21 protein-coding genes are annotated in these 23,150 nt (G+C 67.3%); 14 read left to right on the top strand and 7 right to left on the bottom strand.

What is annotated here, in order from left to right:
• Window positions 1-18 precede the first annotated feature (18 nt).
• Window positions 19-1,209: an MFS transporter gene (locus ABD231_RS03260; protein ID WP_344144962.1), complete on the top strand. Its 1,191-nt coding sequence runs from the start codon at window positions 19-21 to the stop codon at window positions 1,207-1,209.
• Here the strand turns inward: ABD231_RS03260 and ABD231_RS03255 are convergent.
• Window positions 1,145-2,767 carry an AMP-binding protein gene (locus ABD231_RS03255; protein WP_425554142.1) on the bottom strand — a complete coding sequence of 541 codons (1,623 nt, stop codon included), beginning with the start codon at window positions 2,765-2,767 and terminating at the stop codon, window positions 1,145-1,147. The two genes, ABD231_RS03260 and ABD231_RS03255, sit on opposite strands and share 65 nt — an antisense overlap.
• A gap of 234 nt (window positions 2,768-3,001) precedes the next feature.
• On the opposite strand from ABD231_RS03255, the gene ABD231_RS03250 reads away from it, so the two are divergent.
• Window positions 3,002-4,384, top strand: a complete 1,383-nt coding sequence (locus ABD231_RS03250; protein ID WP_344144960.1) for a restriction endonuclease — start codon at window positions 3,002-3,004, stop codon at window positions 4,382-4,384.
• Here the strand turns inward: ABD231_RS03250 and ABD231_RS03245 are convergent.
• The gene (locus ABD231_RS03245) at window positions 4,377-5,306 is read right to left on the bottom strand and encodes a DUF6454 family protein (RefSeq protein WP_344144958.1); all 930 of its coding nucleotides are present in this window, start codon (window positions 5,304-5,306) and stop codon (window positions 4,377-4,379) included. The genes ABD231_RS03250 and ABD231_RS03245 overlap by 8 nt on opposite strands.
• A 53-nt stretch (window positions 5,307-5,359) precedes the next feature.
• Here ABD231_RS03245 and ABD231_RS03240 point away from each other — a divergent pair, with 53 nt between their 5' ends.
• The 4 genes from ABD231_RS03240 to ABD231_RS03225 all read left to right on the top strand — a co-directional run bounded on the left by ABD231_RS03240 (window position 5,360) and on the right by ABD231_RS03225 (window position 8,482).
• The gene (locus ABD231_RS03240) at window positions 5,360-5,983 is read left to right on the top strand and encodes an SIMPL domain-containing protein (RefSeq protein ID WP_344144956.1); all 624 of its coding nucleotides are present in this window, start codon (window positions 5,360-5,362) and stop codon (window positions 5,981-5,983) included.
• Window positions 5,984-6,045: 62 nt separating this feature from the next.
• Window positions 6,046-7,281, top strand: coding sequence for an Nramp family divalent metal transporter (locus ABD231_RS03235; protein WP_344144954.1), 1,236 nt, complete (start codon window positions 6,046-6,048; stop codon window positions 7,279-7,281).
• A 1-nt stretch (window position 7,282) separates the two neighbouring features.
• Entirely contained in the window at window positions 7,283-8,068 is a 786-nt protein-coding gene (locus tag ABD231_RS03230; protein WP_344144952.1) for a metallophosphoesterase, read from the top strand.
• Between the two features lie 36 nt (window positions 8,069-8,104).
• Window positions 8,105-8,482 (top strand): DUF427 domain-containing protein, encoded by a 378-nt coding sequence (locus ABD231_RS03225; protein WP_344144950.1) that lies wholly within the window; start codon window positions 8,105-8,107, stop codon window positions 8,480-8,482.
• Here ABD231_RS03225 and ABD231_RS03220 read toward each other — a convergent pair.
• Window positions 8,469-9,254 carry an alpha/beta fold hydrolase gene (locus ABD231_RS03220; RefSeq protein WP_344144948.1) on the bottom strand — a complete coding sequence of 262 codons (786 nt, stop codon included), beginning with the start codon at window positions 9,252-9,254 and terminating at the stop codon, window positions 8,469-8,471. The genes ABD231_RS03225 and ABD231_RS03220 overlap by 14 nt on opposite strands.
• 90 nt (window positions 9,255-9,344) lie before the next feature.
• Here ABD231_RS03220 and ABD231_RS03215 point away from each other — a divergent pair, with 90 nt between their 5' ends.
• From ABD231_RS03215 to ABD231_RS03200, 4 genes are all read left to right on the top strand, one after another.
• Window positions 9,345-10,127, top strand: a complete 783-nt coding sequence (locus ABD231_RS03215; RefSeq protein ID WP_344144947.1) for a GNAT family N-acetyltransferase — start codon at window positions 9,345-9,347, stop codon at window positions 10,125-10,127.
• 44 nt (window positions 10,128-10,171) lie between these two features.
• Entirely contained in the window at window positions 10,172-12,460 is a 2,289-nt protein-coding gene (locus ABD231_RS03210; protein WP_344144945.1) for a helicase-associated domain-containing protein, read from the top strand.
• A gap of 58 nt (window positions 12,461-12,518) precedes the next feature.
• Window positions 12,519-14,159, top strand: a complete 1,641-nt coding sequence (locus tag ABD231_RS03205) for a DNA repair helicase XPB (RefSeq protein WP_344144943.1) — start codon at window positions 12,519-12,521, stop codon at window positions 14,157-14,159.
• 85 nt (window positions 14,160-14,244) lie between these two features.
• The gene (locus ABD231_RS03200; protein WP_344144941.1) at window positions 14,245-14,982 is read left to right on the top strand and encodes an abortive infection system antitoxin AbiGi family protein; all 738 of its coding nucleotides are present in this window, start codon (window positions 14,245-14,247) and stop codon (window positions 14,980-14,982) included.
• Here ABD231_RS03200 and ABD231_RS03195 read toward each other — a convergent pair.
• From ABD231_RS03195 to ABD231_RS03185, 3 genes are read right to left on the bottom strand one after another with little or no spacing between them, the layout of a single operon-like run.
• Window positions 14,979-15,674, bottom strand: a complete 696-nt coding sequence (locus tag ABD231_RS03195) for a FadR/GntR family transcriptional regulator (protein ID WP_344144939.1) — start codon at window positions 15,672-15,674, stop codon at window positions 14,979-14,981. The two genes, ABD231_RS03200 and ABD231_RS03195, sit on opposite strands and share 4 nt — an antisense overlap.
• Window positions 15,675-15,700: 26 nt before the next feature.
• Window positions 15,701-16,609, bottom strand: a complete 909-nt coding sequence (locus tag ABD231_RS03190) for a dihydrodipicolinate synthase family protein (RefSeq protein WP_344144937.1) — start codon at window positions 16,607-16,609, stop codon at window positions 15,701-15,703.
• Between the two features lie 16 nt (window positions 16,610-16,625).
• Window positions 16,626-17,660 carry a sialidase family protein gene (locus ABD231_RS03185; RefSeq protein ID WP_344144935.1) on the bottom strand — a complete coding sequence of 345 codons (1,035 nt, stop codon included), beginning with the start codon at window positions 17,658-17,660 and terminating at the stop codon, window positions 16,626-16,628.
• Window positions 17,661-17,751: 91 nt separating this feature from the next.
• On the opposite strand from ABD231_RS03185, the gene ABD231_RS03180 reads away from it, so the two are divergent.
• The 4 genes from ABD231_RS03180 to ABD231_RS03165 all read left to right on the top strand — a co-directional run bounded on the left by ABD231_RS03180 (window position 17,752) and on the right by ABD231_RS03165 (window position 22,048).
• Window positions 17,752-18,240: a hypothetical protein gene (locus tag ABD231_RS03180; RefSeq protein WP_344144933.1), complete on the top strand. Its 489-nt coding sequence runs from the start codon at window positions 17,752-17,754 to the stop codon at window positions 18,238-18,240.
• Window positions 18,237-19,085, top strand: a complete 849-nt coding sequence (locus ABD231_RS03175; protein WP_344144931.1) for a carbohydrate ABC transporter permease — start codon at window positions 18,237-18,239, stop codon at window positions 19,083-19,085. The genes ABD231_RS03180 and ABD231_RS03175 overlap by 4 nt, the downstream gene beginning before the upstream one ends.
• Before the next feature lie 111 nt (window positions 19,086-19,196).
• A complete protein-coding gene (locus ABD231_RS03170) occupies window positions 19,197-19,991 on the top strand; it encodes a phosphatase PAP2 family protein (protein WP_344144929.1) in 795 nt (264 codons plus the stop codon).
• A gap of 38 nt (window positions 19,992-20,029) precedes the next feature.
• A complete protein-coding gene (locus ABD231_RS03165; RefSeq protein WP_344144928.1) occupies window positions 20,030-22,048 on the top strand; it encodes a HelD family protein in 2,019 nt (672 codons plus the stop codon).
• Here the strand turns inward: ABD231_RS03165 and ABD231_RS03160 are convergent.
• Entirely contained in the window at window positions 21,987-23,141 is a 1,155-nt protein-coding gene (locus ABD231_RS03160; RefSeq protein WP_344144927.1) for a fatty acid desaturase family protein, read from the bottom strand. The genes ABD231_RS03165 and ABD231_RS03160 overlap by 62 nt on opposite strands.
• Window positions 23,142-23,150 lie beyond the last annotated feature (9 nt).

Raw genomic sequence — 23,150 nt, 5'->3', positions numbered from 1 at the left:
CGCCTCTACGGTAGCAACATGCAACCAACCCATTCTGCCGGGGCCCGCCAGCGTCTGTTCCTCGCGGTCGCGGCCGGGGTCTCGGTCGCCACGATCTACTTCGCGCAACCCCTGCTCGTCACCATGGGCACGGAGCTCGGCCTGTCCCCAGCCACGGTCGGCCTGTTCGTCACCGTGACCCAGATCGGCTACGGCTTCGGCCTGTTCTTCCTTGTCCCGTTGGGCGATCGCCTCGACCGACGACGCTTGATCCGCTGGCAACTGGTGTTACTCGCGGCCGCCCTGCTCCTCGTCGGCATCGCTCGCAACGCCGCGATGCTCCTGATCGGCCTCGCCGCCGTCGGCACCCTCGCCGTGGTCACCCAGTCCCTGGTCGCCTTCGGTGCCTCCCTGAGCGCACCCGCCGAGCGCGGCCGTACCGTCGGCACGATCACCACCGGCGTGGTCCTCGGAATCCTCCTCGCGCGGACAGCATCCGGCGTACTGACTGATCTCGCCGGCTGGCGCACGGTCTACCTGGTGGCGTGCGGACTGTCCCTACTGATAGCCGCGACCCTCTTCCGCTCCCCGCCACAACCGAAACCCAACCTCTCGTACGGCGCTCTGCTCCGCTCGACTGTTGGTCTGTGGCGCGACGAGCCGTTGTTCCGCAACACCGCCATCCGCGCGTTCTTCGTCTTCGCGTCGTTCAGCACGCTGTGGAGTTCGGTTGCGCTGCCATTGACCGCGAAAGGCTTGTCACACGCGGAGATCGGCGCCTTCGGCCTGATCGGCGCGGCCGGCGCCTTGGCCGCGGGCCCGGCCGGTCGGCTCGCGGACCGCGGTCACGGCCAACTGGTGACCGTGACCGCTTCGATGCTGTTGGCAACGAGTTGGCTGGTGATCGCCTGGACACCCAGCTCACTGGTGGCGCTGGCGATCGGCGCCGTCGTACTGGACCTCGCCGTACAGGCGATCCACGTCACCAACCAGAGCCGCATCTACCCACTCCGCCCGGACGCAGGCAGCCGCCTGATCGGCGGCTACATGGTCTTCTACTCGCTCGGCAGCGGCCTGGGCGCGATCGCGTCGACCTGGCTCTACGCCCGCGCGGGCTGGAGCGGCGTGAGCGTGCTCGGCGCAGCCTTCGCGCTAGGTGCCGTGGTCACGACAGTCCGAGCAGGCCGAGCGACTTCTCGCGCATCTCGACCTTCCGAATCTTTCCGGTGACCGTCATCGGGAAGTCGTCGACCAGCAGCACGTACTTGGGGATCTTGAAGCGGGCCAGCTTGCCGGTGGCGAACTCGCGGACGGCATCGGCGTCGAGCGGGTCCGCGCCCGGCTTGAGCTTGATCCACGCGCAGAGCTCCTCGCCGTACCGCTCGTCCGGTACGCCGATCACCTGCACGTCGGCGATCGCCGGGTGCGTGTAGAGGAACTCCTCGATCTCGCGCGGGTACACGTTCTCGCCGCCGCGGATGACCATGTCCTTGATCCGGCCGACGATGTTCACGTAGCCGTCGTCACGCATCACCGCGAGGTCGCCGGTGTGCATCCAGCGCGCCTGATCGATCGCCTCGGCCGTCTTCTCGGGCTCATCCCAGTAGCCGAGCATGACGGAGTAGCCGCGCGTGCACAGCTCCCCTGTCTCACCGCGCTCGACCACCAGACCAGTGGCCGGGTCCACGAGCTTCACCTCGACATGCGGCATCACTCGCCCGACAGTCGACGTACGGCGGTCCAGGTCGTCGTCACGCCGGGTTTGCGTGGACACCGGCGACGTCTCGGTCATGCCGTAACAGATGGCCACCTCGGCCATGTGCATGTCGGCCACACACCGCTTCATCACCTCAACCGGACATGGCGACCCGGCCATCACCCCAGTGCGCAGTGTGGACAGGTCGTAGTCGGCGAAGTTCGGTAGCCCCAGTTCGGCGATGAACATCGTCGGTACGCCGTACAGCGCCGTACACCGCTCGTCCTGCACAGCCTGCAGTGTCGCAGCGGGGTCGAACGCCGGACCGGGGATCACCATGCACGCACCGTGCGTTGTGCAGCCCAGGTTGGCCATCACCATGCCAAAGCAATGATAGAAGGGCACAGGAACACACAAGCGGTCCTCTGCGGTGAAGGCGATCGTCTCGGTGACGAAGAAGCCGTTGTTGAGGATGTTGTGGTGGCTGAGCGTTGCGCCCTTCGGGAAGCCCGTTGTGCCGCTGGTGTACTGGATGTTGATCGGGTCGTCGAAGGACAGCTCCTCAGTGCGCTGCTGCAGCTCCGCGTCGCTCACTCGGTCAGCTGCGTCGCGCAGGCTGTCCCAGTCGCCAGTGCCGATGTAGACGGTCTCCTCGAGCGCAGCGCAGTCCGGGCGCACCTCATCGACCATGGCTCGGTAGTTGCTGGTCTTGAACTCGGTGGCCGAGATCAGCAGCCGCACACCGGACTGGTTGAGCGCATAGGCCAGCTCGTGCGTCCGGTACGCCGGATTGATGTTCACGAGGATGGCGCCGACCGTGGCGGTCGCGTACTGCGTGATGGTCCACTCCGCGCAGTTCGGCGCCCAGATGCCGACCCGGTCACCCTTGGCGATCCCCCGCGCCAGCAGACCCTTCGCGACCCGGTCCACCTCGGCACCCAGTTCGGCGTACGTCCAGCGCCGGCCGCTCTGCACCTCCACCAGCGCGTCCCGGTCGCCGTACTGCTCGACCGTCCGTCTCAGGTTGGCGCCGATCGTTTCGCCCAGCAACGGTACGTCGGAGATCCCGGAGGCGTAGGAAGGCAGGCTCATGCCTGTCATCGTCGCCCCGGTCAGATGCGTCTGCAACCGCACGTGCGGCAGGAAACAGGGGGTGGACGGCAAGCAATGTCCGTACCAACTCTCCGTCACATCGGTAGCGCTGCGTCATTGGACCGTTACAGTGGTTGGGAGAGGTGTGAGGCGATGGGCCGATCCGCCGAAGGTCAGCACCGCAGCGACCGTCCGCCCGGGCGTACCGCCGAAGCGGCACAACGGACCGCTGCGGTGAGCGAACGCGTCCGAGACCTGGGCAACGTCCTGGCGAGCACACTCGCGATCGATGTGCACGGCACCGATCTGCAGACCCTCAAACGCGCGCCCCGGCGTGCTCCGCCCACTGTGTCGGCAGCAGATCTGACCGCGCGTCCCGGACCCGTCTGGGACGCGTTCCTGCCCCAGGCACCCGGCCCGTTCCGCTGGTGGGGCACCGAGCGTCGGTACGCGCGGCGGCTGGCCGCGGCCGAGGACCGGTTCGCGGAGGCGATCGAGCGGCACCGGGCCGCCGAGGAGAACCGCCGCGACCGGGTGGCCCGTGCACAGCGGGAGCAGGTCGAGCAGCAGCGCCGGCTGGACGAGGCGACCGCTGAGCAGCACGCGCGCGTCGATGCGTACCAGCGTGCAGTGGAGAGCCGCGACCGCGCTGCGGTGACCCGGTACTTCACCAAGGCGCTGGAGCGAGTGACCGAACCACTGGACTTCCCACGCCGGCGCCGGGTCGGCTATGTGCCCGAGTCCACGTTGCTGGCGATCGAGTGGGATCTCCCGGACATGAGCGTCGTACCGGCTGAGGCGTCGTACCGGTATGACCGCGTGGCCGACGCGGTGGTCGCCGTACCGCGTCCGGAGAAAGAGGTGCGGCTGCTCTACCAGCAGCTGGTCGCCCAGCTCGCACTGCGCGCGCTGCACCTCGTCTTCGGCAGCGACCGGTACGGCGTCGTCGACACCGTGGTCTTCAACGGCATGGTCGAGTCGGTGGACCTGCCGACCGGGCAGACCGTCCGGCCGTGCCTGATCACGTTGCGGGCAACGCGTGAGCAGTTCCAGGCGCTGGTGCTCGACCAGCTCGACCCAGTCGCCTGTGTGCGCCACTACTTCGCTGCTGAGGTGTCACGGCACCCGGAGGAGCTGCAGCCGGTCGAGCCGGTGCTGGACTTCGACCTGGCCGACCCACGCACGGTCGAGCCGATCGACGTGCTCAGCGAGATCGACAGCCGGCCCAACCTGCTGGACCTGAGCCCGGAGTCCTTCGAGCACCTGGTCCAGAACCTTCTGACCCGCATGGGCCTCGAGACCCGCCTCTTCCGGCTGGGTACCGACGGCGGCATCGACTGCGTCGCGTACGACCCGCGCCCGATCACGGGCGGCAAGTTCGTCGTCCAGGCCAAGCTCTGGACGCGCACTGTGCCGCCCTCCGCCGTCCGCGACCTCTTCGGCACTGTCCTCGACGCCGGTGCCACCAAAGGCATCCTCATCACCACTAGCGGCTTCGGACCCACCAGCTACCAGTTCGCCACCGGCAAGCCGCTCCAGCTCATCGACGGCACCGCTCTGCTGTCGCTGTGCCACTTGCACAACATCCCGGCCCGCATCATCCCCAGAGCTAGCTGATGGGTGACTCGTAGACCTGGATCTCGGTACCGGTCGCGTCTTCACCGTCGTCAGGAGCGGTGTAGAGGCGAAGCTTGCCAGCGGTGGTTTCCAGGGCTACCGGGTTGCGGGTGGCGTTGTGGCCGGTCGGGGAGAAGTAGGGGAAGGGGATCTCGTGCAGGATGCGGTTGCTGCGCAGGTCGAGGAGTGCGAGGCCGCCCAGGTCGTAGGAGCCCTTGGGACCGGGGAGGCTGGTGACTCCGCCGCAGAGCTGCTTGCCGCGGGAGACGTAGTCGCAGTCCTGGTAGTCGAGCAGGTGGCTCTCGTTGGCGACCCGTTCGAGGCGGTGGCCGGTCGGAGTCCAGTTGTAGAGAGTGCGCGAGCCCCAGCTGACTCCGTGAACCTGTCCGGTCGTGCGGTCGCGGACCACCCCGCCGACGTGGTCGTTGGCACGGAAGCGCTCGGTGACGCGGTAGGTCTTCGGGTCGACTGTGTACACGATCGCTCGCGAGTTGGGCCGGTACTCCGCGACCGGGATCCACACGTCACGTCCGTCGAAGTCGATACCGCCCGGGTGGTACGCCGTACCTTCGCCGAGGCGGATGTCCTTCTTCAGGTTGCCCTGTCGGCCCAGGACGAACAAGTGGCCGATGCCCTTACCCGGTGAACGGTCGTAGCCGTCAACAGGCACCGGATACTTCACCGGCGCCTCCAGGACCTCCACGCTCGACAGGAAGATCAGATCGCCGACCAGGGCAAAGCCCTGCGGGTGGTACGTCGGGAAGCGCAGCGGGATGCGTGCGACCTGGGTCCACGCCGTACTGCGATTGGTGGCGGTGAACGCCCGAGTGACGGCGTCATCCCGTCCGGTGGCTTCGGCAGTGCTGAGGCCGGTGAGCAGGAGACCGGCGAGCACCGTGGCAATGACGAGTCGGCTACGCATGACACCAGCTGAGCAGACTCCGTTGCCCGCAGGGAAGTGTCAGACTAACTGCCATGGAAACTGGGGTAACGGTTGTCGGATCAGGTCAGGTCAGCACGGCGCCCGACGTACTGCGGGTGTCCTTGAGTGTCGAACACGTCGCACCGGACGTGGCCGCCGCCGTCGCCCAGGTGGCCGAGCGCACGGACGCTGTGATCGCAGCGCTGCGCGGGCAGGGGCTGGACGAGTCCGACATCGGTACGACGACAGTCAACGTCTACCAGGAGTACCGCGAACCGGGGACCGCTGCGGCGTTCCGCGGCTCCCACCAGCTCACCGTGACCACCAGAGACCTCACCGGCTTCGGCACTCTGCTCAACGCGGCCGTGGAAGCAGCCGGCAACAGTCTGGGGCTCCAGTCGCTGCAGTTCGACGTACAGGACAAGTCTGCGCTGTTGACTCGTGCCCGGGAGCTGGCCTTCCGCCAGGCCCAGGAAAAGGGCACCGAGCTCGCTCATCTGGCCGGGTATTCGCTCGGCTCGGTCACTGCGATCAGTGAGACCTACAGCCACGCCCCCATCCGTGAGGTGGCCATGGCGGCCGGTGCGGCCAAGGCCTTCGACGCCGCCTCGATCAACATCACCCCCGGCGACCATTCCGTCGAGGTGTCGCTCGAAGTGCACTTCTCCTGGGCCTGAGACTCAGGTCTCAAAGCAGGCACAAAGGTTGCGCTGTCGGCGCTGTCGTAGAGACTTCTCTCATGTATGCACCGGCGCCACTGAGGCGGCAGTTGAACCGGTCCGGGCTCTTGCTGCTCGGACCGGCGTTCGTGGCGGCGGTCGCCTATGTCGATCCGGGGAACTTCGCGACCAACATCGCGGCCGGGGCGACGTACGGGTATCTGCTGTGCTGGGTGGTCGTCGGGGCGAACCTGATGGCCGTTTTGGTGCAGTATCTGGCGGCAAAAGCGAGTATCGCGACCGGGCGGACGCTGCCGCAGTTGTGCCGCGACCACTTCCGCCGGTCCACGTCGACCGGGCTGTGGGCGCAGGCTGAGCTGGTGGCGATCGCCACTGACCTGGCCGAGGTGGTCGGCGGGGCGATCGCGCTGAATCTGCTGTTCGGGATCCCGTTGCTGCTGGGTGGTGTGATCACCGGTGTGGTCTCGTTCGGGCTGCTGATCTACCAGTCCAAGCGCGGGCAACGGCCGTTCGAGGCTGTGATCATCGGGCTGCTGGCCGTCGTTCTGATCGGTTTCGTGGTCTCGACGGTCCAGTCGCAGCCGTCCGCGTCCGGTGTGATCGGTGGGCTGGTGCCGCGGCTGGACGGCGTGCAGTCGCTGGTGCTGGCGGCCGGCATGCTCGGTGCGACCGTGATGCCGCATGCGATCTGGCTGCACGGCGCACTCGTCACGGACCGGCACTGGAAGACGATTCGCTCCACTGCGGGCAAGAACCGCGTTCTGCGCGCGACCCGCACCGACGTAGCCGTCGCCATGGCGCTGGCCGGTGCGGTCAACCTCGCCATGGTCGTTCTGGCTGCCGCCGCGCTCAGTGGGACCGGCGCCGACTCACTGGATGCTGCACACGCAGCCATCGGCGACCGGCTCGGTCATTTCTCCGCACTGCTCTTCGCACTCGCCCTGCTCGCCAGCGGCTTCGCTTCGTCCTCGGTCGGCACGTACGCCGGTTCCGTCATCCTGGACGGGTTCTGGCAGCGCAAGGTCCCGCTGACGGTCCGCCGCCTCATCACGCTCATCCCGGCGCTGGTGATCCTGGCGATCGGCATCGACCCCAGCCGCGCGCTGGTGGTGTCCCAGGTGGTCCTGAGCTTCGGCATCCCGTGTGCACTGTGGCCGCTGGTCCGGTTGACCGCGTCCCGGCGCGTCATGGGCCACCTCGTCAACCGCAAAGCGACTACTCTCGCCGCATGCCTGGTAGCAACCGCCGTCACCGCGCTGAACGTCGTACTGATCGTGCTGACGATTCGGGGCTGACATGACGCGCGTTTTCGCCGTCAGCGACATTCATGGGCACCCGGAGAAGCTGAAGGAGTCCTTGCTGGCAGCGGGGCTGGCCGATGCCGAAGGCAACTGGTCGGACACGGACGCGCGGCTGTGGGTGCTCGGTGACTTCTTCGACCGCGGCCCGGACGGCATCGGCGCGCTGCGCTACGTCCGCGGTCTGGTCGACCAGGCGCCAGCCGGTGCGGTCAATGTGCTGCTGGGCAACCACGAGATCCTCGCGTTGGGGATGCGCAAGTTCGGCGACACCTTCGTCCCGCACGAGGGCATCACCAGCCGCAGCTTCGAGCGCTCCTGGGCACTGAACGGTGGCCAGGACCGCGACCAGGAGCTGTTCACTGACGACGACGTCGCCTGGCTGCTCGAGCAGCCGCTACTCGCCCTGGACGCCGACCACCTGCTGATGCACTCCGACACGGCCGAGTACGTCGACTGGGGTGACACGCTCGACCAGATCAACACCCGCGCCCGCGCCGACCTGCACTCCGACGACATCGTGGTCTGGTGGGAGATCTGGCGCCGGCTGACGTCGCGCTACGCGTTCCGGGGTGAGAGCGGCCCCGAGGTGGCTCGAATCATGCTCCAGGCCCTCGGCGGCCGGCGGATCGTGCACGGCCACAGCATCGTCGCCGACATGCTGCATATCTCCCCCGAGTTCCTCACCGGCCCACACCTGTACGCCGACGGTCTGGTGCTCGGTATCGACGGCGGCGCCTTCGACGGTGGCCCCTGCCTGGTCGTGGAGCTCGAGCAGTCCTAGGGAATGCAGTCGGCCGCCAGGTGGTTGGCAGGGGTTATGGCGGACAAGACGCGGAAGATCCCAGGCCCGGACCACCCGATCACAGTCGCGAAGAACCCGGACCGAGTAGTGGTGAAGCTCGGCGACCAGGTGCTCGCAGACACCCGCGATGCGCTCTCCCTGCAGGAGTCGACGTACCCGGCGGTGCAGTACGTCCCCCGGGACGACGTCGACTTCACCCTGCTCGAGCGCACCGAGCACTCGACGTACTGCCCGTACAAGGGCGACGCGTCGTACTACAGCATCCTGCCCGCGGGCGAGGCCGGTGTGAACGCGGTCTGGACCTACGAGCAGCCGTACGACGCGGTCGCCGACATCCGCGACCACGTGGCGTTCTACGCGGACAAGGTGTCGATCGAGATCATCGTCGACTGACCCCGCCCTGCAGGAACGCCCGCAGCACGGGTGCGAGGAACTCCGGCGGTACGACGTGGTTCTGGTCGGCGAGTTCGATCAGCGCGGCCGCCCGGAGTTGCTTCACGACGCGATAGCCGGCGTCGATCATGAACGGCGGTGAGGCGGTTCCGGCCAGCACCAAAGTGGGCTGGGCGATGTTCGCCAGTAGTTCGACCGGCAACCGCCCACCGGGAGCGCCATAGTCCATCACAGCGAAGTCGTAGGCGAGCGTGGGCGCCAGCTCGGCGATACCGGGCGCAGCAGCGAGCTCAACGGCCTCTGACATCGGCACACCGGCCATCAGCAGGAACCGCTCGACCGCCTCGTGATTGCGCCCCTCCTTCAGGAGTTCGAGGACCTGTGCGCCGTCCTCACTGGAGTCGACGTCATCCGGCCCGTACGGCGGCTCGTGCAGCACCACCTTGCTGAACGGCAACCCGCTGCTCGCAGCAACCGCTACCAGCCCGGCACCGGACGAGTGCCCGTAGATCGCTGCCCGACCGCCGATCGCGGCAAACAGTGCGGCAATGTCCTCCACCTCACGCTCCACCGCGTACGGCGTCTCGTCGCCGGAGTCACCGCGCCCGCGCCGGTCGTAGGTGATCAGGTCGAACTCACCGGCCAACGCAAGCGCCAGCGGCTTGAGCGCATTCCGGTCACACAGTGCCCCCGGTACCAGGATCACCGGTTCGCCTCTGCCCAGTCGCTCGTATGCGATCGCCGTACCGTCCGCAGACGTCACACTCTCCATCGAAGTCCTCCTGCTCGTGGTCACTGCTCCTAGGTCGGAGCCGTCCGGGAGAAATCGACATGCGGTGCGCCCCGAGCGGTGGTTCACTGCGTGGCTGTGATCACTAACGTTGACGAGTACCTGCACGCGGCACCGCTGTCCGGCTCTGAACCTGAGGAGGTCGGACCGTTCACGCTGTTCCGCAGTACGACGATCTGGCCGTACTACGCGCGTCCTCGCGCCGGTGTGACCGTGGAGCCGACGGATGTCGAGGCAGTGCGCGCCCGGTGCGCCGAACTGGGTCTGCCGCTGAACTTCGAGTGGGTCGTCGAGGCGTGTCCGTCACTGGGACCCGCAGCCGCTGCGGCCGGGCTGACGGTGATCGAGCATCCGCTGCTGGTCATGGACCGGGCTGACTTCAAACCGGTGACGGTGGATGCGCGGGTCGAGATCCTGCCGGCCGATGCCGCTCTGGTCCGAGAGTCACGGGCTGTTCAGCACCTCGCCTTCAGCGACGCCGGAACCGCAGTCGGAGCCAGCGGCCCGGCTGAGCGCGACGCTGCAGCGGCTGAGCTCTCTGACTCACTGATTGCGGGAGTGGCGGATCGGATCAGCCGTGGGGTGACGGTGTCGGCGGGAGCGTTCACCGACGACGGCATGGTCGCCACCGGTCAGCACCAGCCGGTCGGGACGGCCTCGGAGATCGTGGGCGTCGCCACGCTGCCCTCGATGCGCCGACGCGGTCTGGCGGCCGCAGTGACCTCAGCACTCACTCAGCACGCCTTCGACAACGGTGTGGAGCTGCTACTGCTCTCGGCCGAGAGTGACGCAGTGGCGGCCGTGTACGAGCGAGTCGGCTTCCGCCGGATCGGCTTCGCGGGGGCCGCGGAGTGACACGCGGTTAGTGATCGAGTCAGAAGCGCCGTACCGTTGGAGGGATGACCACGTCCGAGCGCTCCCGCCCACGCACCCTCGCCGAGGCGCTGCGTAGTTGGGACGACGCTGCCCTCGGGACGTTGCTCCAGCATCGGCCTGATCTGGCCATGCCGATCCCGGCCGACACCAGTCAGCTGGCCGCTCGCGCCACTACGAACGCCTCGGCGGCGCGGGCGATCAACCGGCTCGACGAGTTCGGTGTCGACCTGCTGGAGTCGTTGTCGGCGCTGCCGGAGCCGGTCAGCCTGACCGATCTGGCTGCTGGGGTCGACCAGCCGGTGGAGACCGTGCGGCCGCGGATGGATGAGCTACTGGACCTGGCGCTGGTCTGGGGCACCGAGGACGACCTGCGGCTGATCCGGGCCGTCCACGAGCTGCTCGGCCCGACTCCCGCAGGTTTGGGACCGATCACTACGCGGCACTTCGGCGATCTGGACAAGCTGATCGCAGACGCCGGCCCGGACGCCCGTGAGGTGCTCGACAAGCTCACGTGGGGTCCCCCGACCGGATCGGTCGAGAAGGCCGAGCGTCCGGTGACTATCGCGTCCGCACGGACCCCTGTCGAGCGGTTGCTCGCCCGCGGTCTCGTCGTACCGCGTGATCCGAACACAGTGGTGCTGCCACGGCAGATCGGTCTGCACCTGCGCGGTGGGCGCGTGCTGGCCTCGACGCGACCCACTCCACCGCCGCTGGACGGCAAGACGGTGACGGCATCGATCGTCGACCGCGCCGCGGCCGGAGCGGCGCTGGACCTGGTGCGTCAGGTCGACCGAGCGCTGGAGCAGCTTGGACTGGAGCCACCGCCGGTACTGCGTACTGGCGGGATCGGTGTCCGGGAGCTGCGCAGCCTGGCCGGGAAGATCGGTGCGGAGGAGTCCACCACCGGAGCCGTGCTCGAGATCGCGTACGCCGCCGGTCTGGTCGCGGCTGTCGAGATCGGGACCAGCGAGCACTGGCTACCGACGAACGCGTACGACGACTGGCTCGAACTGGACCTGGCGCATCGTTGGGCCCAGCTCGTGACGGCCTGGTTCGGTGGGATGCGGGCGATCGGTCTGATCGGTCGCCGCGACTCGGGCGGTTCAACAGCTGCCGCGCGTGAGCGGCTCATCAACGCGCTGGCACCGGACCTTGAGCGTTTGCTGGCTCCTGAGGTCCGGGTGCTGACTCTCAATGCATTGGGCGAGACTCCGGCAGGTATCGCGCCATCCACGCACTCGGTGGTGACATGGGTGGCCTGGCATCGCCCGCGCCGGGGCGGGCAGTTCCGCGACGAGCTGGTCGAGTGGGCCATCACCGAAGCCGCACTGCTCGGGCTGACCGGTCTCGGCGCGTTGGCGACCCATGGGCGTCCATTGCTCGAGCAGGAGCCCACTGTCGATGAGCTGGCCAAGGCCATCAGCCCGCTGGTACCAGACCCGGTGTCAGAGATCCTGCTGCAGGCCGACCTGACCGCAGTGGCTCCCGGCCCGCTGGTGCGATCCGTTCAGGACGACCTGTCCGCCATGGCGGATGTCGAGTCGCAGGGCGGCGCTGCGGTCTACCGCTTCAGCGAAGGCTCGGTACGGCGTGCGTTCGACCTCGGGCGGACTGCCGACCAACTGCACAAGTGGCTGGCCGATCACTCGCGCACGCCAGTCCCGCAACCACTGACCTACTTGGTCGACGACGTTGCCCGGCGGCACGGCGTACTGCGGCTGGGTACGGCGTCGACGTACCTGCGGTGTGATGACGAGGACGTGCTCACCCAGCTGATCAGTTCGAACCTGCCTGGCGTTCGCTTCCGCCGGTTGGCGCCGACCGTGGTCGTGTCGCCGTCACCGCCGGATGTGGTGCTCAGCCGATTACGTGATGCCGGACTGGCTCCGCTGGCCGAGACCTTCGACGGCGTGGTGCACGTGAGCACGGCCACGACTCGACGCGGTGACCCGCCACGCCGCCGTACCAGCCGGGACTTCGCCGACAGCGCGGTGGACCTCACCGACGACCAGGTGAAGGCGGTGATCGAGAAGGTCCGCGCCGGCGACCGCCTGGCAGCGGACCGCCCGGCTGACGACGTCGCCGCCGAGCCCACCGCCCCGGCCGAGACCATCGCCGTCCTGACCAACGCGGCCGAGGCCCACAGCCGCACCTGGATCTCGTACGTCGACCACAACGGCACGGCCTCCGAGCGCATCGTGGAGCCCACCCGGGTCGCCGACGGCTGGCTCACCGCCTACGACCCCAGTACCAACCAGCCCCACACCTACGCCTTGCACCGCATCTCCAGCGCCCGCGCAGTCGAAGGCTGACCAGCGGTTTGGCGGGTAGGGGCACAATGGAGGGTCGGGCCAACGATGGGAGTGACGGGTGACGGACGGGCCGTTGATCGTGCAGTCGGACAAGACTCTGCTGTTGGAGACTGCACATCCGGATTCTGGGGAGTGCCGGAAGGCCATTGCGCCGTTCTCCGAGTTGGAGCGAGCTCCTGAGCACGTGCACACCTACCGGCTGACTCCGCTCGGCCTGTGGAACGCACGGGCCGCCGGACACGACGCCGAGCAGGTGATCGACGTACTGCTGCGCTTCAGCCGCTACCCGGTGCCGCACTCGCTGCTGGTGGACATTGCGGAGACGCTGGACCGCTATGGCCGCTTGCGGCTGGAGAAGCACCCGCAGCACGGTCTGGTGCTGGTCACGACCGACCGGCCGGTGCTGGAGGAGGTGCTGCGCTCAGCGAAGGTGAAGCCGATGCTGGGCGCGCGGATCGACGACGACACCGTGCTGGTGCACCCGTCGGAGCGCGGTCACCTCAAGCAGACCCTGCTGAAGCTCGGCTGGCCGGCTGAGGACCTCGCAGGATACGTCGACGGTGAGGCGCACCAGATCGAGCTGGTGAAGGACGGTTGGGAGCTACGGCCGTACCAGGAGCAGGCGGTCGAGTCGTTCTGGCACGGTGGCTCGGGCGTCGTCGTACTGCCCTGTGGTGCCGGCAAGACGATCGTCGGCGCTGCCGCGATGGCACAGGCGTCGGCGACCACTCTGATCCTGGTCACCAACACGGTGTCCGCGCGGCAGTGGAAGGACGAGCTGCTCAAGCGCACCAGCCTCACCGAGGACGAGATCGGCGAGTACTCCGGTGCCCGCAAGGAAATCCGGCCGGTAACCATCGCGACGTACCAGGTGATGACCACGCGCCGGAAGGGCGTCTACACGCACCTGGAGGTGTTCGACGCCCGCGACTGGGGCCTCATCGTGTACGACGAGGTGCACCTGCTGCCCGCACCGATCTTCCGGATGACCGCCGACCTGCAGACCCGCCGCCGGATCGGTCTGACCGCCACCCTGGTCCGTGAGGACGGCCGTGAGGGCGATGTGTTCTCGCTGATCGGTCCGAAGCGCTACGACGCCCCCTGGAAGGACATCGAGGCCCAGGGTTGGATCGCCCCCGCCGACTGTGTCGAGGTGCGCGTGGACCTGGAGCAGACCGAGCGCTTCGTGTACGCAACCGCCGAGCCCGAGGACCGCTACCGCCTGGCCGCATCAACACCGGCCAAGTCCCGCCTGGTCAAACGCATCGCCGAACACCACGACGGCGAGCCCCTGCTGGTCATCGGCCAGTACATCGACCAGCTGGACGAGCTGGGCGAGCGCCTGGACTGTCCGGTCATCAAGGGCGAGACAACGGTCAAGGAGCGCCAGCGCCTGTTCAACGCCTTCCGCACCGGCGAGATCAACCGCCTGGTCGTCAGTAAGGTCGCCAACTTCTCCATCGACCTCCCCGAGGCCTCCGTGGCCATCCAGGTCTCCGGCACCTTCGGCTCCCGCCAGGAAGAGGCCCAGCGCCTGGGCCGCGTCCTCCGCCCCAAGGGCGACGGCCGCACCGCCCGCTTCTACTCCATCGTCGCCCGCGACACCATCGACGCCGAGTTCGCCGCCCACCGCCAACGCTTCCTCGCCGAACAGGGCTACGCCTACACCATCGTCGACGCCGAAAACCTCTTCGCCTAGAACAGCGCAGCGACACGCGGTGACCGACACTGTCACGCAGAGTCAGGAAGACTCCTCTTGCAGGCTCTTGCCGGAGGAGCTATCCATGGCCGACCGCATCGAACAGCTGTTGCACCGCCGTACCGACCTGAGCACGTTCCTGGTCCACCTGACCAAGGACACGGAAAATCACACCGCCCGGGACAACCTGCTGTCGATCGCCGAGTCCCGGACGATCGAGGCCAGGTCGCCGTTCGGGCTGGCGAAACAGCACGACCAGCTCTTGCATCGCACTCGGGCGACCCAACGTGTTGTGTGCTTCTCCGAGACTCCGCTGGAACACACCTGGATGATGGTTCGCGACATCCACGGACGTCAGGAGTCCTTCACGAAGTACGGCCTCGTCTTCACCAAGGCGATCTGCCGACGCCAGGGATGTAACCCGGTGTGGTACCTGGACATCTCCGTCGGACACGACTGGTTGAGCAACCCGGTCAACCGCCAAGTGGACCGCGCCATCGCGGAGTCGACCGTCGAAGGCACGGTCGACAGCCGACGGCTGGCCCTCCAGGACATCCTGCGGCTGACTCCGTTCATGGAGAAGATGGGCAACCCGAACGGTCAGCGCAAGGAGTTCTCCTGGGAACGGGAATGGCGGCACTTCGGCGACTTCTCCTTCAAGTCCGTGGAGAACGTCGTTGCCTTGCTTGCACCCGAGGACGACCATTCGGCGCTGCGCGACGACTTGAGCTACAGCTGGAAGCGGCGGGGCATCCCGTTGATCGATCCCGACTGGGGTCTGGAGCGGATGATCTCCGTCCTGTCCGGCGTTTCGGCCGTCTAGTCGACGAGGCGGGTGTGGATGCCGTTGAAGTGGGACTTCATGGAGCGGGCGAAGGCGTCGGGGTCGCCGGAGGTGAGTTTGTCCAGGAGGTCTCGGTGCCAGGCGGCGGCGTCGGCGGGGGTGTAGCGGGCGCCGGGGAGGCGGGCGTCTACGTCGGCGAAGGTGCGCCAGAAGACTGAGAGCAGGTCGATGACCAGGGCGTTGCCGAGGGGCTCGTAGAGGGCCTGGTGGAAGGCCCAGTCCTCGTCGGGGAAGTAGCTGCCAGCGGCGGCCTTGGCCTCCATCCGCTGGACCACCTCTTCGAGGGGGTCGGTGCCGTGTGTGCTGAAGTAGTTGACCACGTCCTCGGCGAGGCCGACCTCCAGGGCCTGGCGGACCTCCAGGACGTTCTGTACGTCGCGGAGGTCGCCGGCCATCGACTGGGACATGCGGAAGGCAAGGCCGTCCTCCAGTGACTGCAGTGACACCTCACCGACGTAGGTGCCGTAGCCGTGGCGGATCTCGATGATGCCGACTGCCTGCAGGGCCTTCATCGCCTCGCGCAGGGGGTGCCGCCCGACGCCGAGCTGGGCCATCAGGTCCTGTTCGTTCGGCAGCGGGTCGCCTGCCTTCAGGCCGCGCTCGAGGATGTAGGACTTCATCTGGTCGCGGATGAAGGTCTGATTCCCCGCAGCGCCACGTGGCCTCGTCACTGACAGTCCACCTCCCGTAAAGATCGTCAGTGTAATCCGGCCTCGTCCAGTAGGGGGCGGAGTGCGGCGACCTCTGTGTCGTCGAGGGGGATGCTGGGGTATGCGGTGATGGGGCAGTCGATGACGCCGAGCAGGTAGAGCGCTGCCTTGAAGGCGCCGAGTGCTGCTGAGCTGGCGCCCATCCGCGAGCGGTCTGCCACGTCGACGATGTCGAACAAGCGGATCAGCCGCTCCTGCTCGTGCCACGCATCCGCACTGGACGCACCGAACAAGCGCACGTAGCCGGCCGGGTCCACGTTCCCCAAGCCCGGTACGACGCCGTCCACACCGAACGCCAGCGCGGAGTCGACGGCCACCTCCGACCCGGTCATGATGGCGAACTCTTTGAGCCCGGCTTCTCGCCGTTCCATCACCAGCCGTCGCAGACTGGGCTCTTGCCCGCTGGAGTCCTTCACACCGGCGATGACCCCGGCCTGGGCGAGTGAAATGACCAGTGAGGTCGGCAGCTTGGTCCCGACTCGCACCGGGATGTCATAGGCATACAAGGGCGTTTCGCCCGCTAGCTCGGCAAGTCGCGTGAAGTGTCGCTCGATCTCCGCGGGATGCGTTGCGGCGTAGAACGGTGCTGTGGCGACCAGCCCGTCCACTTCGGCTTTCAGAGCCGCCGAGACGTGCGCACCGACCCGAGCGGTCGATGTGTCGATCACACTGGCCAGCACGGGCACCTGGCCACTCACCTCACCAACAACGGTCTCGAGCACGACCTGCCGCTGTTCGTCGGTCAGAAACGTTCCCTCACCACAGGTGCCAAGAACGAACACACCATTGACTCCCCCGGTCAGCTGGTGCTGGATCAACCGCGCCAGCGATCCAGTGTCCACGTCGTACGACGGGGTGAGTGGTGTGACGAGCGGAGGTACGACACCAGTCAGCAAAACGAGCTCCCAATGATCAAAGGGCGAATGTGGCAAAGCGCAGTGCAGCGAAGGACGAGGTCTCACCGGCCTCGTAGAAGATCCCGACCGACCCGTCGGCCAGCAGGACCAGATCGGAGTACCCGGCCATCCCCGGATGCACGACCAGTAAGGGCTCCCAGGACGCACCGGCGTCGGAGCTCACGAAAACGGCCAGCTCGCGCCGGACCGCCGGATCGGTCGGTGTCGACAGCAACAATCGCCCATCAGGAAGCGCCAGCACGCTTCCCTGGATCCCCGGTCCAGTGACCTCAGGGATCCCCGCGTACGGCGCCTCCAACGTCGCGCCGCCGTCCGACGACCACGCGTGGACTCGGGCCGGCCCGGTACCTAGGTGGTTGCGCGCATTGAAGTACAGCCGGCCATCGGGAAGCTCGGCGACCGCATTCTCGTTGGCGTTGATCTCCGGCCCGTCATTGCGATCGACGAACCCCACCGACCAGGTGTGTCCGCCGTCATCGCTCACGATGCAATGACCGCCGTTGACACCATCCGGCAAGGCGGAGTGGTTCGCCGGGACCACCAACCGTCCACTGCGCAAGGCGATCGCGTGACATGGTCCGGTCGCGTACCAACCCCAGTCCGCCGGTTTCACCTGCTCAGTGATCTCCACGGGCGCACTCCACGTCGCACCGGCGTCAGCAGATCGCTGCACGAACACACGCCTGCCGTCCTCCGAGTCAGTCCCCCGCGCCAGTGACGACTCCGCGGCCTCGGCGCCGTTCTGCACCGACACCAGCACGACGTCGCCGCTGACCGGATCGAAGACCGGTGCCGGGTTGCCACAGGTCTTCCCGGGAACCGCCAGCACGACCTGCAGCGGCAGCCAGGTCAGACCGCCGTCCAGCGACCGCCGCAGTACCAGCTCGATCTCTCCGGAGTCCCCAGGCCCGTGCCGCCGCCCCTCGCAGAAGGCGAGCACCAGCTCATCACGCGCCACCACAGCCGGGATTCGGAAGGTGTGGAACCCGCTCCCGGCCGGTTCGAAGACGACCCCGAGTCTTGAAGACATAGGACGTACTATGTCATCGTGTGGCCTCCCAACGACAGTGCTTGTCTCAAAAGAGTGAGGCCCGAAGAACACGGCGGCCGCCAACCGCGCTGTGGCCCTGCCGACGTACACGAAGTACGCCGGAGTGACGCCGGACCTGCCCGGCGACGGTGTGGTCCTGGACGCCTTCCTGAAGTACCCCGCGAAGCCGATCCGCGCGATCACCGAGGCTCCCGGCGACGGGCAGCCGATCACGTTCCTGACGAACATCCCGGGCGCGATCCCACCCGCAGCGGACCGGAACCTGGTGGCGCTGTTCCAGCAGATGCTCGGTGGGAGCGGCCTGCTGACCTCGCAGATCATCTGGAAGGACACTGGCTGGGCCACCATCCTGTTCCTGGCCGCACTGTCCCAGATCGACTCACAGCTGTACGAGGCGGCGAGTGTGGACGGCGCAAGCCCGACGCGACAGCTCTTCGGTGGCGCGTGGGGCGTCGCAGCCGCGGTCGGCCTGGTGAAGGGCCTCGTCGGCGTGGCTCTGGTGCTGGCTGCGAACAAGGTCGCCCACATCTTCGGCGAGCAAGGGGTGTACAGCAGATGATGATCAGGGCACTCAAAGGCGTTGTCCTGCTGGTGTTCTGCGCCGTTGTGATCATCCCGTTCGTCGCAGTGATCTCCACAAGCATCGCACCGAACAAACAGATCACCGAGTCCGGCGGACTGGTTCTCCTCCCCGAGTCGGTCGACTTCGCGGCGTACCGGTCGTTGTTCGCCGGCGGTGTGGTGACGCAGGCGCTGGGAGTGAGTGTCTTCGTCACCGTGGTCGGCACGCTGCTCAGTCTGACCGTGTCGTGCCTGCTGGCTTACGCACTGGCCAGGCCGAGCTTCGTGGCCGGACGGCCGATTCTGCTGGTGGTGTTGTTCAGCATGCTGTTCTCGCCCGGCATCATCCCCACCTACCTCGTGGTGAAGGGTGCCGGGCTGCTGGACAGCATCTGGTCGCTGATCGTTCCTACGATGATCAGTGCGTTCAACGTGATCGTGCTGCGCGCGTTCTTCCTGAACCTGCCGGGTGAACTGACCGAGAGCGCCCGAATGGACGGCGCCAGCGAGCTCAAGACCTTCGGGTACGTCGTCCTGCCGCTGTCGAAGGCGGTGTTGTCGGTGGTCGGGCTGTTCTATGCGGTGTCGTACTGGAACGCGTTCTTCTCCGCACTGCTCTACCTGAACGACAGCAGGCTCTGGCCACTGCAACTGGTCTTGCGGACCTACGTCATCAACGACACCCAACTGGGCAGTGCCGAGCTGGGAACCGAACTGCTGCCGCCGCAGGCCTCGATCCAGATGGCGATCCTGGTGGTGTCGATCGTCCCGATCCTGCTGATCTATCCGTTCCTGCAGCGGCATTTCGCCAAGGGCGTGCTGACCGGAGCCGTCAAGGGATGATCTCGGCCGCATGACAGCCGCGTCACGGACGGTTCCTCGGGGGTTGCCCAGGGCAACGTCAGGGTTGCGCCTGGGCAAAACCTGAGGGAACGGCAGGTACCGTCGAAAGGTATGGGGACGCAAGCGCTGGAGGGCGTGGGGGTAGTCGGGGAGCAGGACAAACAACAACGGCGGGCGACAGTCTGGCGAGTGATCCGGGAGGCGGTGCTGCTCGCGACCCTGTTCGGGGTCTACAGCGCCGGGCGGCAGATCGCGGCCAAACACACCGGGTCCGCGTTCGACCACGCTCGCGAGGTGCTGTCGTTTCAGAACTGGCTACACCTGCCCAACGAGGCGGCGATCCAGCAGGCGGCCCTCAGCTTCCCGCATCTGGTCCAGTCGGCGAACCTGTACTACGCCTCCGTGCACGCGCCGCTCACCGGCGCCGTACTGCTCTGGCTGAGCATCTGGCGACCGAAGGCGTACTCGAACGTGCGGTGGACCATCGCTGCGCTGACCGGACTCGCACTGATCGGTCACATCGCGTTCCCGCTCGCACCACCGCGGATGATGCCCGGCTTCGTCGACACCGGTCTGGCCTACGACCAGTCCGTGTACGGCGCGGATCGGTCCGGCAGCGTGGTGAACCAGTTCGCCGCCATGCCGAGCCTGCACGTCGGTTGGGCGGCTCTGATCGCCCTGTCGATGATCCTGATCACCCGGTCCCGCTGGCGCTGGCTCTGGCTCGCCCACCCGATCATCACGTTCGCAGTGGTCGTGATGACCGCCAACCACTACTGGCTGGACGGACTGGTCGCCTTGGTGCTGCTGGCGGCCTGCCTGCCGCTGTTGCTCCGGCGGGGGCGGTTGCAGGCCGACCTGCCGCGGACGCGTAATTCAGTACCGATCCGGAAGGTGCTCAAGTAACGTAGCTGGGCTCCCCCACCCCCTGCTGGAGGTCACTCATGCCCGCAGACACGTCCGACACCCTCCAGGCCGAGAAGAACTATCTGAAGACCTCCCGCGAAGCTCTGGCGCAGATGCGGGAGAAGACCGGCGCACTGGAGATTCACAGCGCGGACCGGGTGAACCAGGAGTTTCTGAAGGCTGCGATCTGGCGGCGGATGAAGGAGCTGGAGGACGACCCGGAGGTCCCGCTGTTCTTCGGCCGGCTGGACTACGTCTCCCCAGCTCCGGAGACCTTCCACATCGGCCGCCGGCACGTGAACGACGCCCTCGGCGAGCCCCTGGTGGTGGACTGGCGAGCGGACATCTCGGTGCCGTTCTACCGCGCCAGCCGGACCGAGCCGATGGGGGTCGGCGCCCGGCGCCGGTTCGGCTTCACGCACGGCGAGATGACCGCCTTCGAAGACGAGGACCTGACCTCGTCCGCTCCCGTCGAGGAGCACAGCGACATTCTGGACGCCGAGATCGAGCGCCCGCGCTCCGGACCGATGCGTGACATCGTGGCGACCATCCAGCCCGAGCAGGACGTCATCGTCCGTGCAGGCGTCGAGGACACGATCTGCGTCCAGGGTGCACCCGGGACCGGGAAGACCGCGGTCGGGCTGCACCGAGCGGCGTACCTGCTCTATGCGTACCGGGACCAGCTCAGCCGGGCCGGAGTGCTCGTGGTCGGACCGAACGCGAGCTTCCTGCGCTACATCGGCGACGTGCTGCCCGCACTGGGCGAGATCGAGGCCAAGCAGACCACGGTCGAGGAGCTGGTCGCGCATGTCCGGGTGACTGCGCCCGGGCCGGCGGCACTCGACGTACTCAAGGGCGACGCCCGGATGGCGGAGGTGCTGCACCGAGCAGTGTGGTCGCAGGTGCGGACGCCCGAGGAAGCACTGGTCGTGCCACGCGGTTCGCACCGGTGGCGCGTGGCGGCGTACCAGGCCGAGGAGCTACTCACCGAGCTCCAGACTCGCGGTGTCCGGTACGGCGCCGGTCGGGCGATGCTCCCGCAGCGCCTGGCGCACGCCGTCCTGCTGCGGATGGAGGCGGCCGGGGACTCACCGGACGACCGCGTGCAGGACGCGGTGGCGCGCAGCCGCCCGGTCAAGCAGTACGCCGAAGCTCTGTGGCCCGCGGTCGACCCAGCCAAGCTGTTGTTCCGCCTCTTCACTGAGCCGGAGCTACTAGCTGAGCACGCCGAAGGCATCCTGACTGCGGAAGAGCAGGCGATGCTGATCTGGGCCAAGGCACCGCGCTCCGCCGGGGCAGCCAAGTGGTCGGTGGCAGATGCCACCCTGATCGACGAGATCGCCGATCTGGTCGACCGGACGCCGTCACTCGGCCACGTGGTGCTGGACGAGGCACAGGACCTGTCCGCCATGCAGCTGCGCGCTGTCGGCCGCAGGTGCTCGACCGGATCGATGACAGTGCTCGGCGACATCGCACAGGGCACTACTCCGTGGGCCACACCGTCCTGGGACGAGGCCCTGAAGCACCTGGGCAAGACCGGTGCCCACACCGAGGAGCTGACCGCCGGCTTCCGCGTCCCGGGTCAAGTGATCGAGTACGCCGCTCGCCTGCTCCCGACCATCGCTCCGCACCTGACACCGCCCACCGCCGTACGGCGTGCGCGCGGTGAGCTCACCATCAGCCGGGTCAGCGACAGTCTCGCGGCCGCTGTGACCACAGTGAGCGAAGTGTCGAGTCGACTGGGCTCCATCGGCATGATCGTCCCCGATGCGCTCGTCCCCGCCACTCGGAAGGCACTGCAGGAGCAGGGACTCGAGTTCGCCGTACTGGGTGATGAGGACGACGCCGAGTCGCACCTGGACGTCGTACCGGCGTCACTGGCCAAGGGTCTCGAGTTCGACCACGTAGTGCTCGTCGAGCCGGCCGGGATCGTTGCTGGTGAGGCCGACGAGCGCACCGGCCTCCGCCGGCTCTACGTCTGCCTCACCCGAGCCGTTACCTCGCTGGCAGTCCTGCATAGCCAGGACCTGCCGACCGTCCTAGCGACCGCAATTTAGCCCCGAAGTCGTTCGGCAGCGACAGCCGGAACACCTTGGCCCACGCCGACGCGACCTGCTTCGGCAGCGGCCCGGTGGTGTAGCGCAGGTTGTACTCCTCGAAGATCGCCCGCACCTTGGGTGCGATCTCCTGGTACCGGTTGCTGGGCAGGTCCGGGAACAGGTGGTGCTCGATCTGGTACGACAGGTTGCCGGTCATGATGTGCATCGCGCGGCCGCCGCTGATGTTGGCCGAGCCGAGCATCTGCCGCAGGTACCACTCACCGCGGGTCTCACCGTCGATCGACTTCTTCTCGAACGTCTCGACGCCCTCCGGGAAGTGCCCGCACATGATCACCGAGTGGGACCACACGTTGCGGATCACGTTGGCGACCGCGTTGGCCGCCAGCGTGTGCAGGACCGACGGCCCGGACAGCAGCGGGTGCACGACGTAGTCCTTGGTCATCTGGCCGCGGATCTTCTTCAGCACCTGCTTGGTGCGCGCCTTGAAATCAGGGTTCTGGCGGCGTTCCTTGGTGGCCAGGTTCCGACCGAGCTCCAGGTCGTACGCAGCGATGCCGTACTCGAAGAAAACGGCGTTGATGGCGTTCCAGAACGGCTGCGCCAGGTAGAGCGGGTACCAGCGCTGGTCCTCGTCGACGCGCATGATGCCGTAGCCGAGGTCGTTGTCCTTGCCGACCACGTTGGTGAACGTGTGGTGCAGGTCGTTGTGCGCGTGCTTCCACTGGTCCGCCGGAGACGCGTGGTCCCACTCATAGCTGGTCGAGTGGATCTTCGGGTCCCGCATCCAGTCCCACTGGCCGTGCAGGACGTTGTGACCGATCTCCATGTTCTCGAGGATCTTGGCCACCGACAGACCCGCCGTACCGATCAGCCAGGCCGGCGGGAACAGCGACAGCAGCAGAACCGCACGGCTGCCCAGCTCCAGCTTGCGCTGCACGCTGATCACCTTGCGGATGTACGCCGCGTCGCGGGCGCCCCGAGTGGCGATGACTTCGGCCCGGATCTCGTCCAGCCGGCGGCCGATCTCCTCGATGTCTTCGGGAGTCAGGTGGCCGATGGGGTTGGCGGCCTTCTTCTGCAGAACAGTCACAGGGGTCTC

The sequence above is a fragment of the Kribbella yunnanensis genome (assembly GCF_039529655.1).
Taxonomy (GTDB): domain Bacteria; phylum Actinomycetota; class Actinomycetes; order Propionibacteriales; family Kribbellaceae; genus Kribbella; species Kribbella yunnanensis.
This window is presented reverse-complemented; position numbering and strand designations above follow the sequence as displayed.

Excerpts from the sequence above, each read along its gene's own strand:
- ABD231_RS03260 (WP_344144962.1), top strand. The coding sequence starts at position 19 with ATGCAACCAACCCATTCTGCCGGGGCCCGCCAGCGTCTGTTCCTCGCG.
- ABD231_RS03255 (WP_425554142.1), bottom strand. The coding sequence starts at position 2,767 with ATGAGCCTGCCTTCCTACGCCTCCGGGATCTCCGACGTACCGTTGCTG.
- ABD231_RS03245 (WP_344144958.1), bottom strand. The coding sequence starts at position 5,306 with ATGCGTAGCCGACTCGTCATTGCCACGGTGCTCGCCGGTCTCCTGCTC.
- ABD231_RS03240 (WP_344144956.1), top strand. The coding sequence starts at position 5,360 with ATGGAAACTGGGGTAACGGTTGTCGGATCAGGTCAGGTCAGCACGGCG.
- ABD231_RS03235 (WP_344144954.1), top strand. The coding sequence starts at position 6,046 with ATGTATGCACCGGCGCCACTGAGGCGGCAGTTGAACCGGTCCGGGCTC.
- ABD231_RS03230 (WP_344144952.1), top strand. The coding sequence starts at position 7,283 with ATGACGCGCGTTTTCGCCGTCAGCGACATTCATGGGCACCCGGAGAAG.
- ABD231_RS03225 (WP_344144950.1), top strand. The coding sequence starts at position 8,105 with ATGGCGGACAAGACGCGGAAGATCCCAGGCCCGGACCACCCGATCACA.
- ABD231_RS03220 (WP_344144948.1), bottom strand. The coding sequence starts at position 9,254 with ATGGAGAGTGTGACGTCTGCGGACGGTACGGCGATCGCATACGAGCGA.
- ABD231_RS03210 (WP_344144945.1), top strand. The coding sequence starts at position 10,172 with ATGACCACGTCCGAGCGCTCCCGCCCACGCACCCTCGCCGAGGCGCTG.
- ABD231_RS03200 (WP_344144941.1), top strand. The coding sequence starts at position 14,245 with ATGGCCGACCGCATCGAACAGCTGTTGCACCGCCGTACCGACCTGAGC.
- ABD231_RS03185 (WP_344144935.1), bottom strand. The coding sequence starts at position 17,660 with ATGTCTTCAAGACTCGGGGTCGTCTTCGAACCGGCCGGGAGCGGGTTC.
- ABD231_RS03175 (WP_344144931.1), top strand. The coding sequence starts at position 18,237 with ATGATGATCAGGGCACTCAAAGGCGTTGTCCTGCTGGTGTTCTGCGCC.
- ABD231_RS03170 (WP_344144929.1), top strand. The coding sequence starts at position 19,197 with ATGGGGACGCAAGCGCTGGAGGGCGTGGGGGTAGTCGGGGAGCAGGAC.
- ABD231_RS03165 (WP_344144928.1), top strand. The coding sequence starts at position 20,030 with ATGCCCGCAGACACGTCCGACACCCTCCAGGCCGAGAAGAACTATCTG.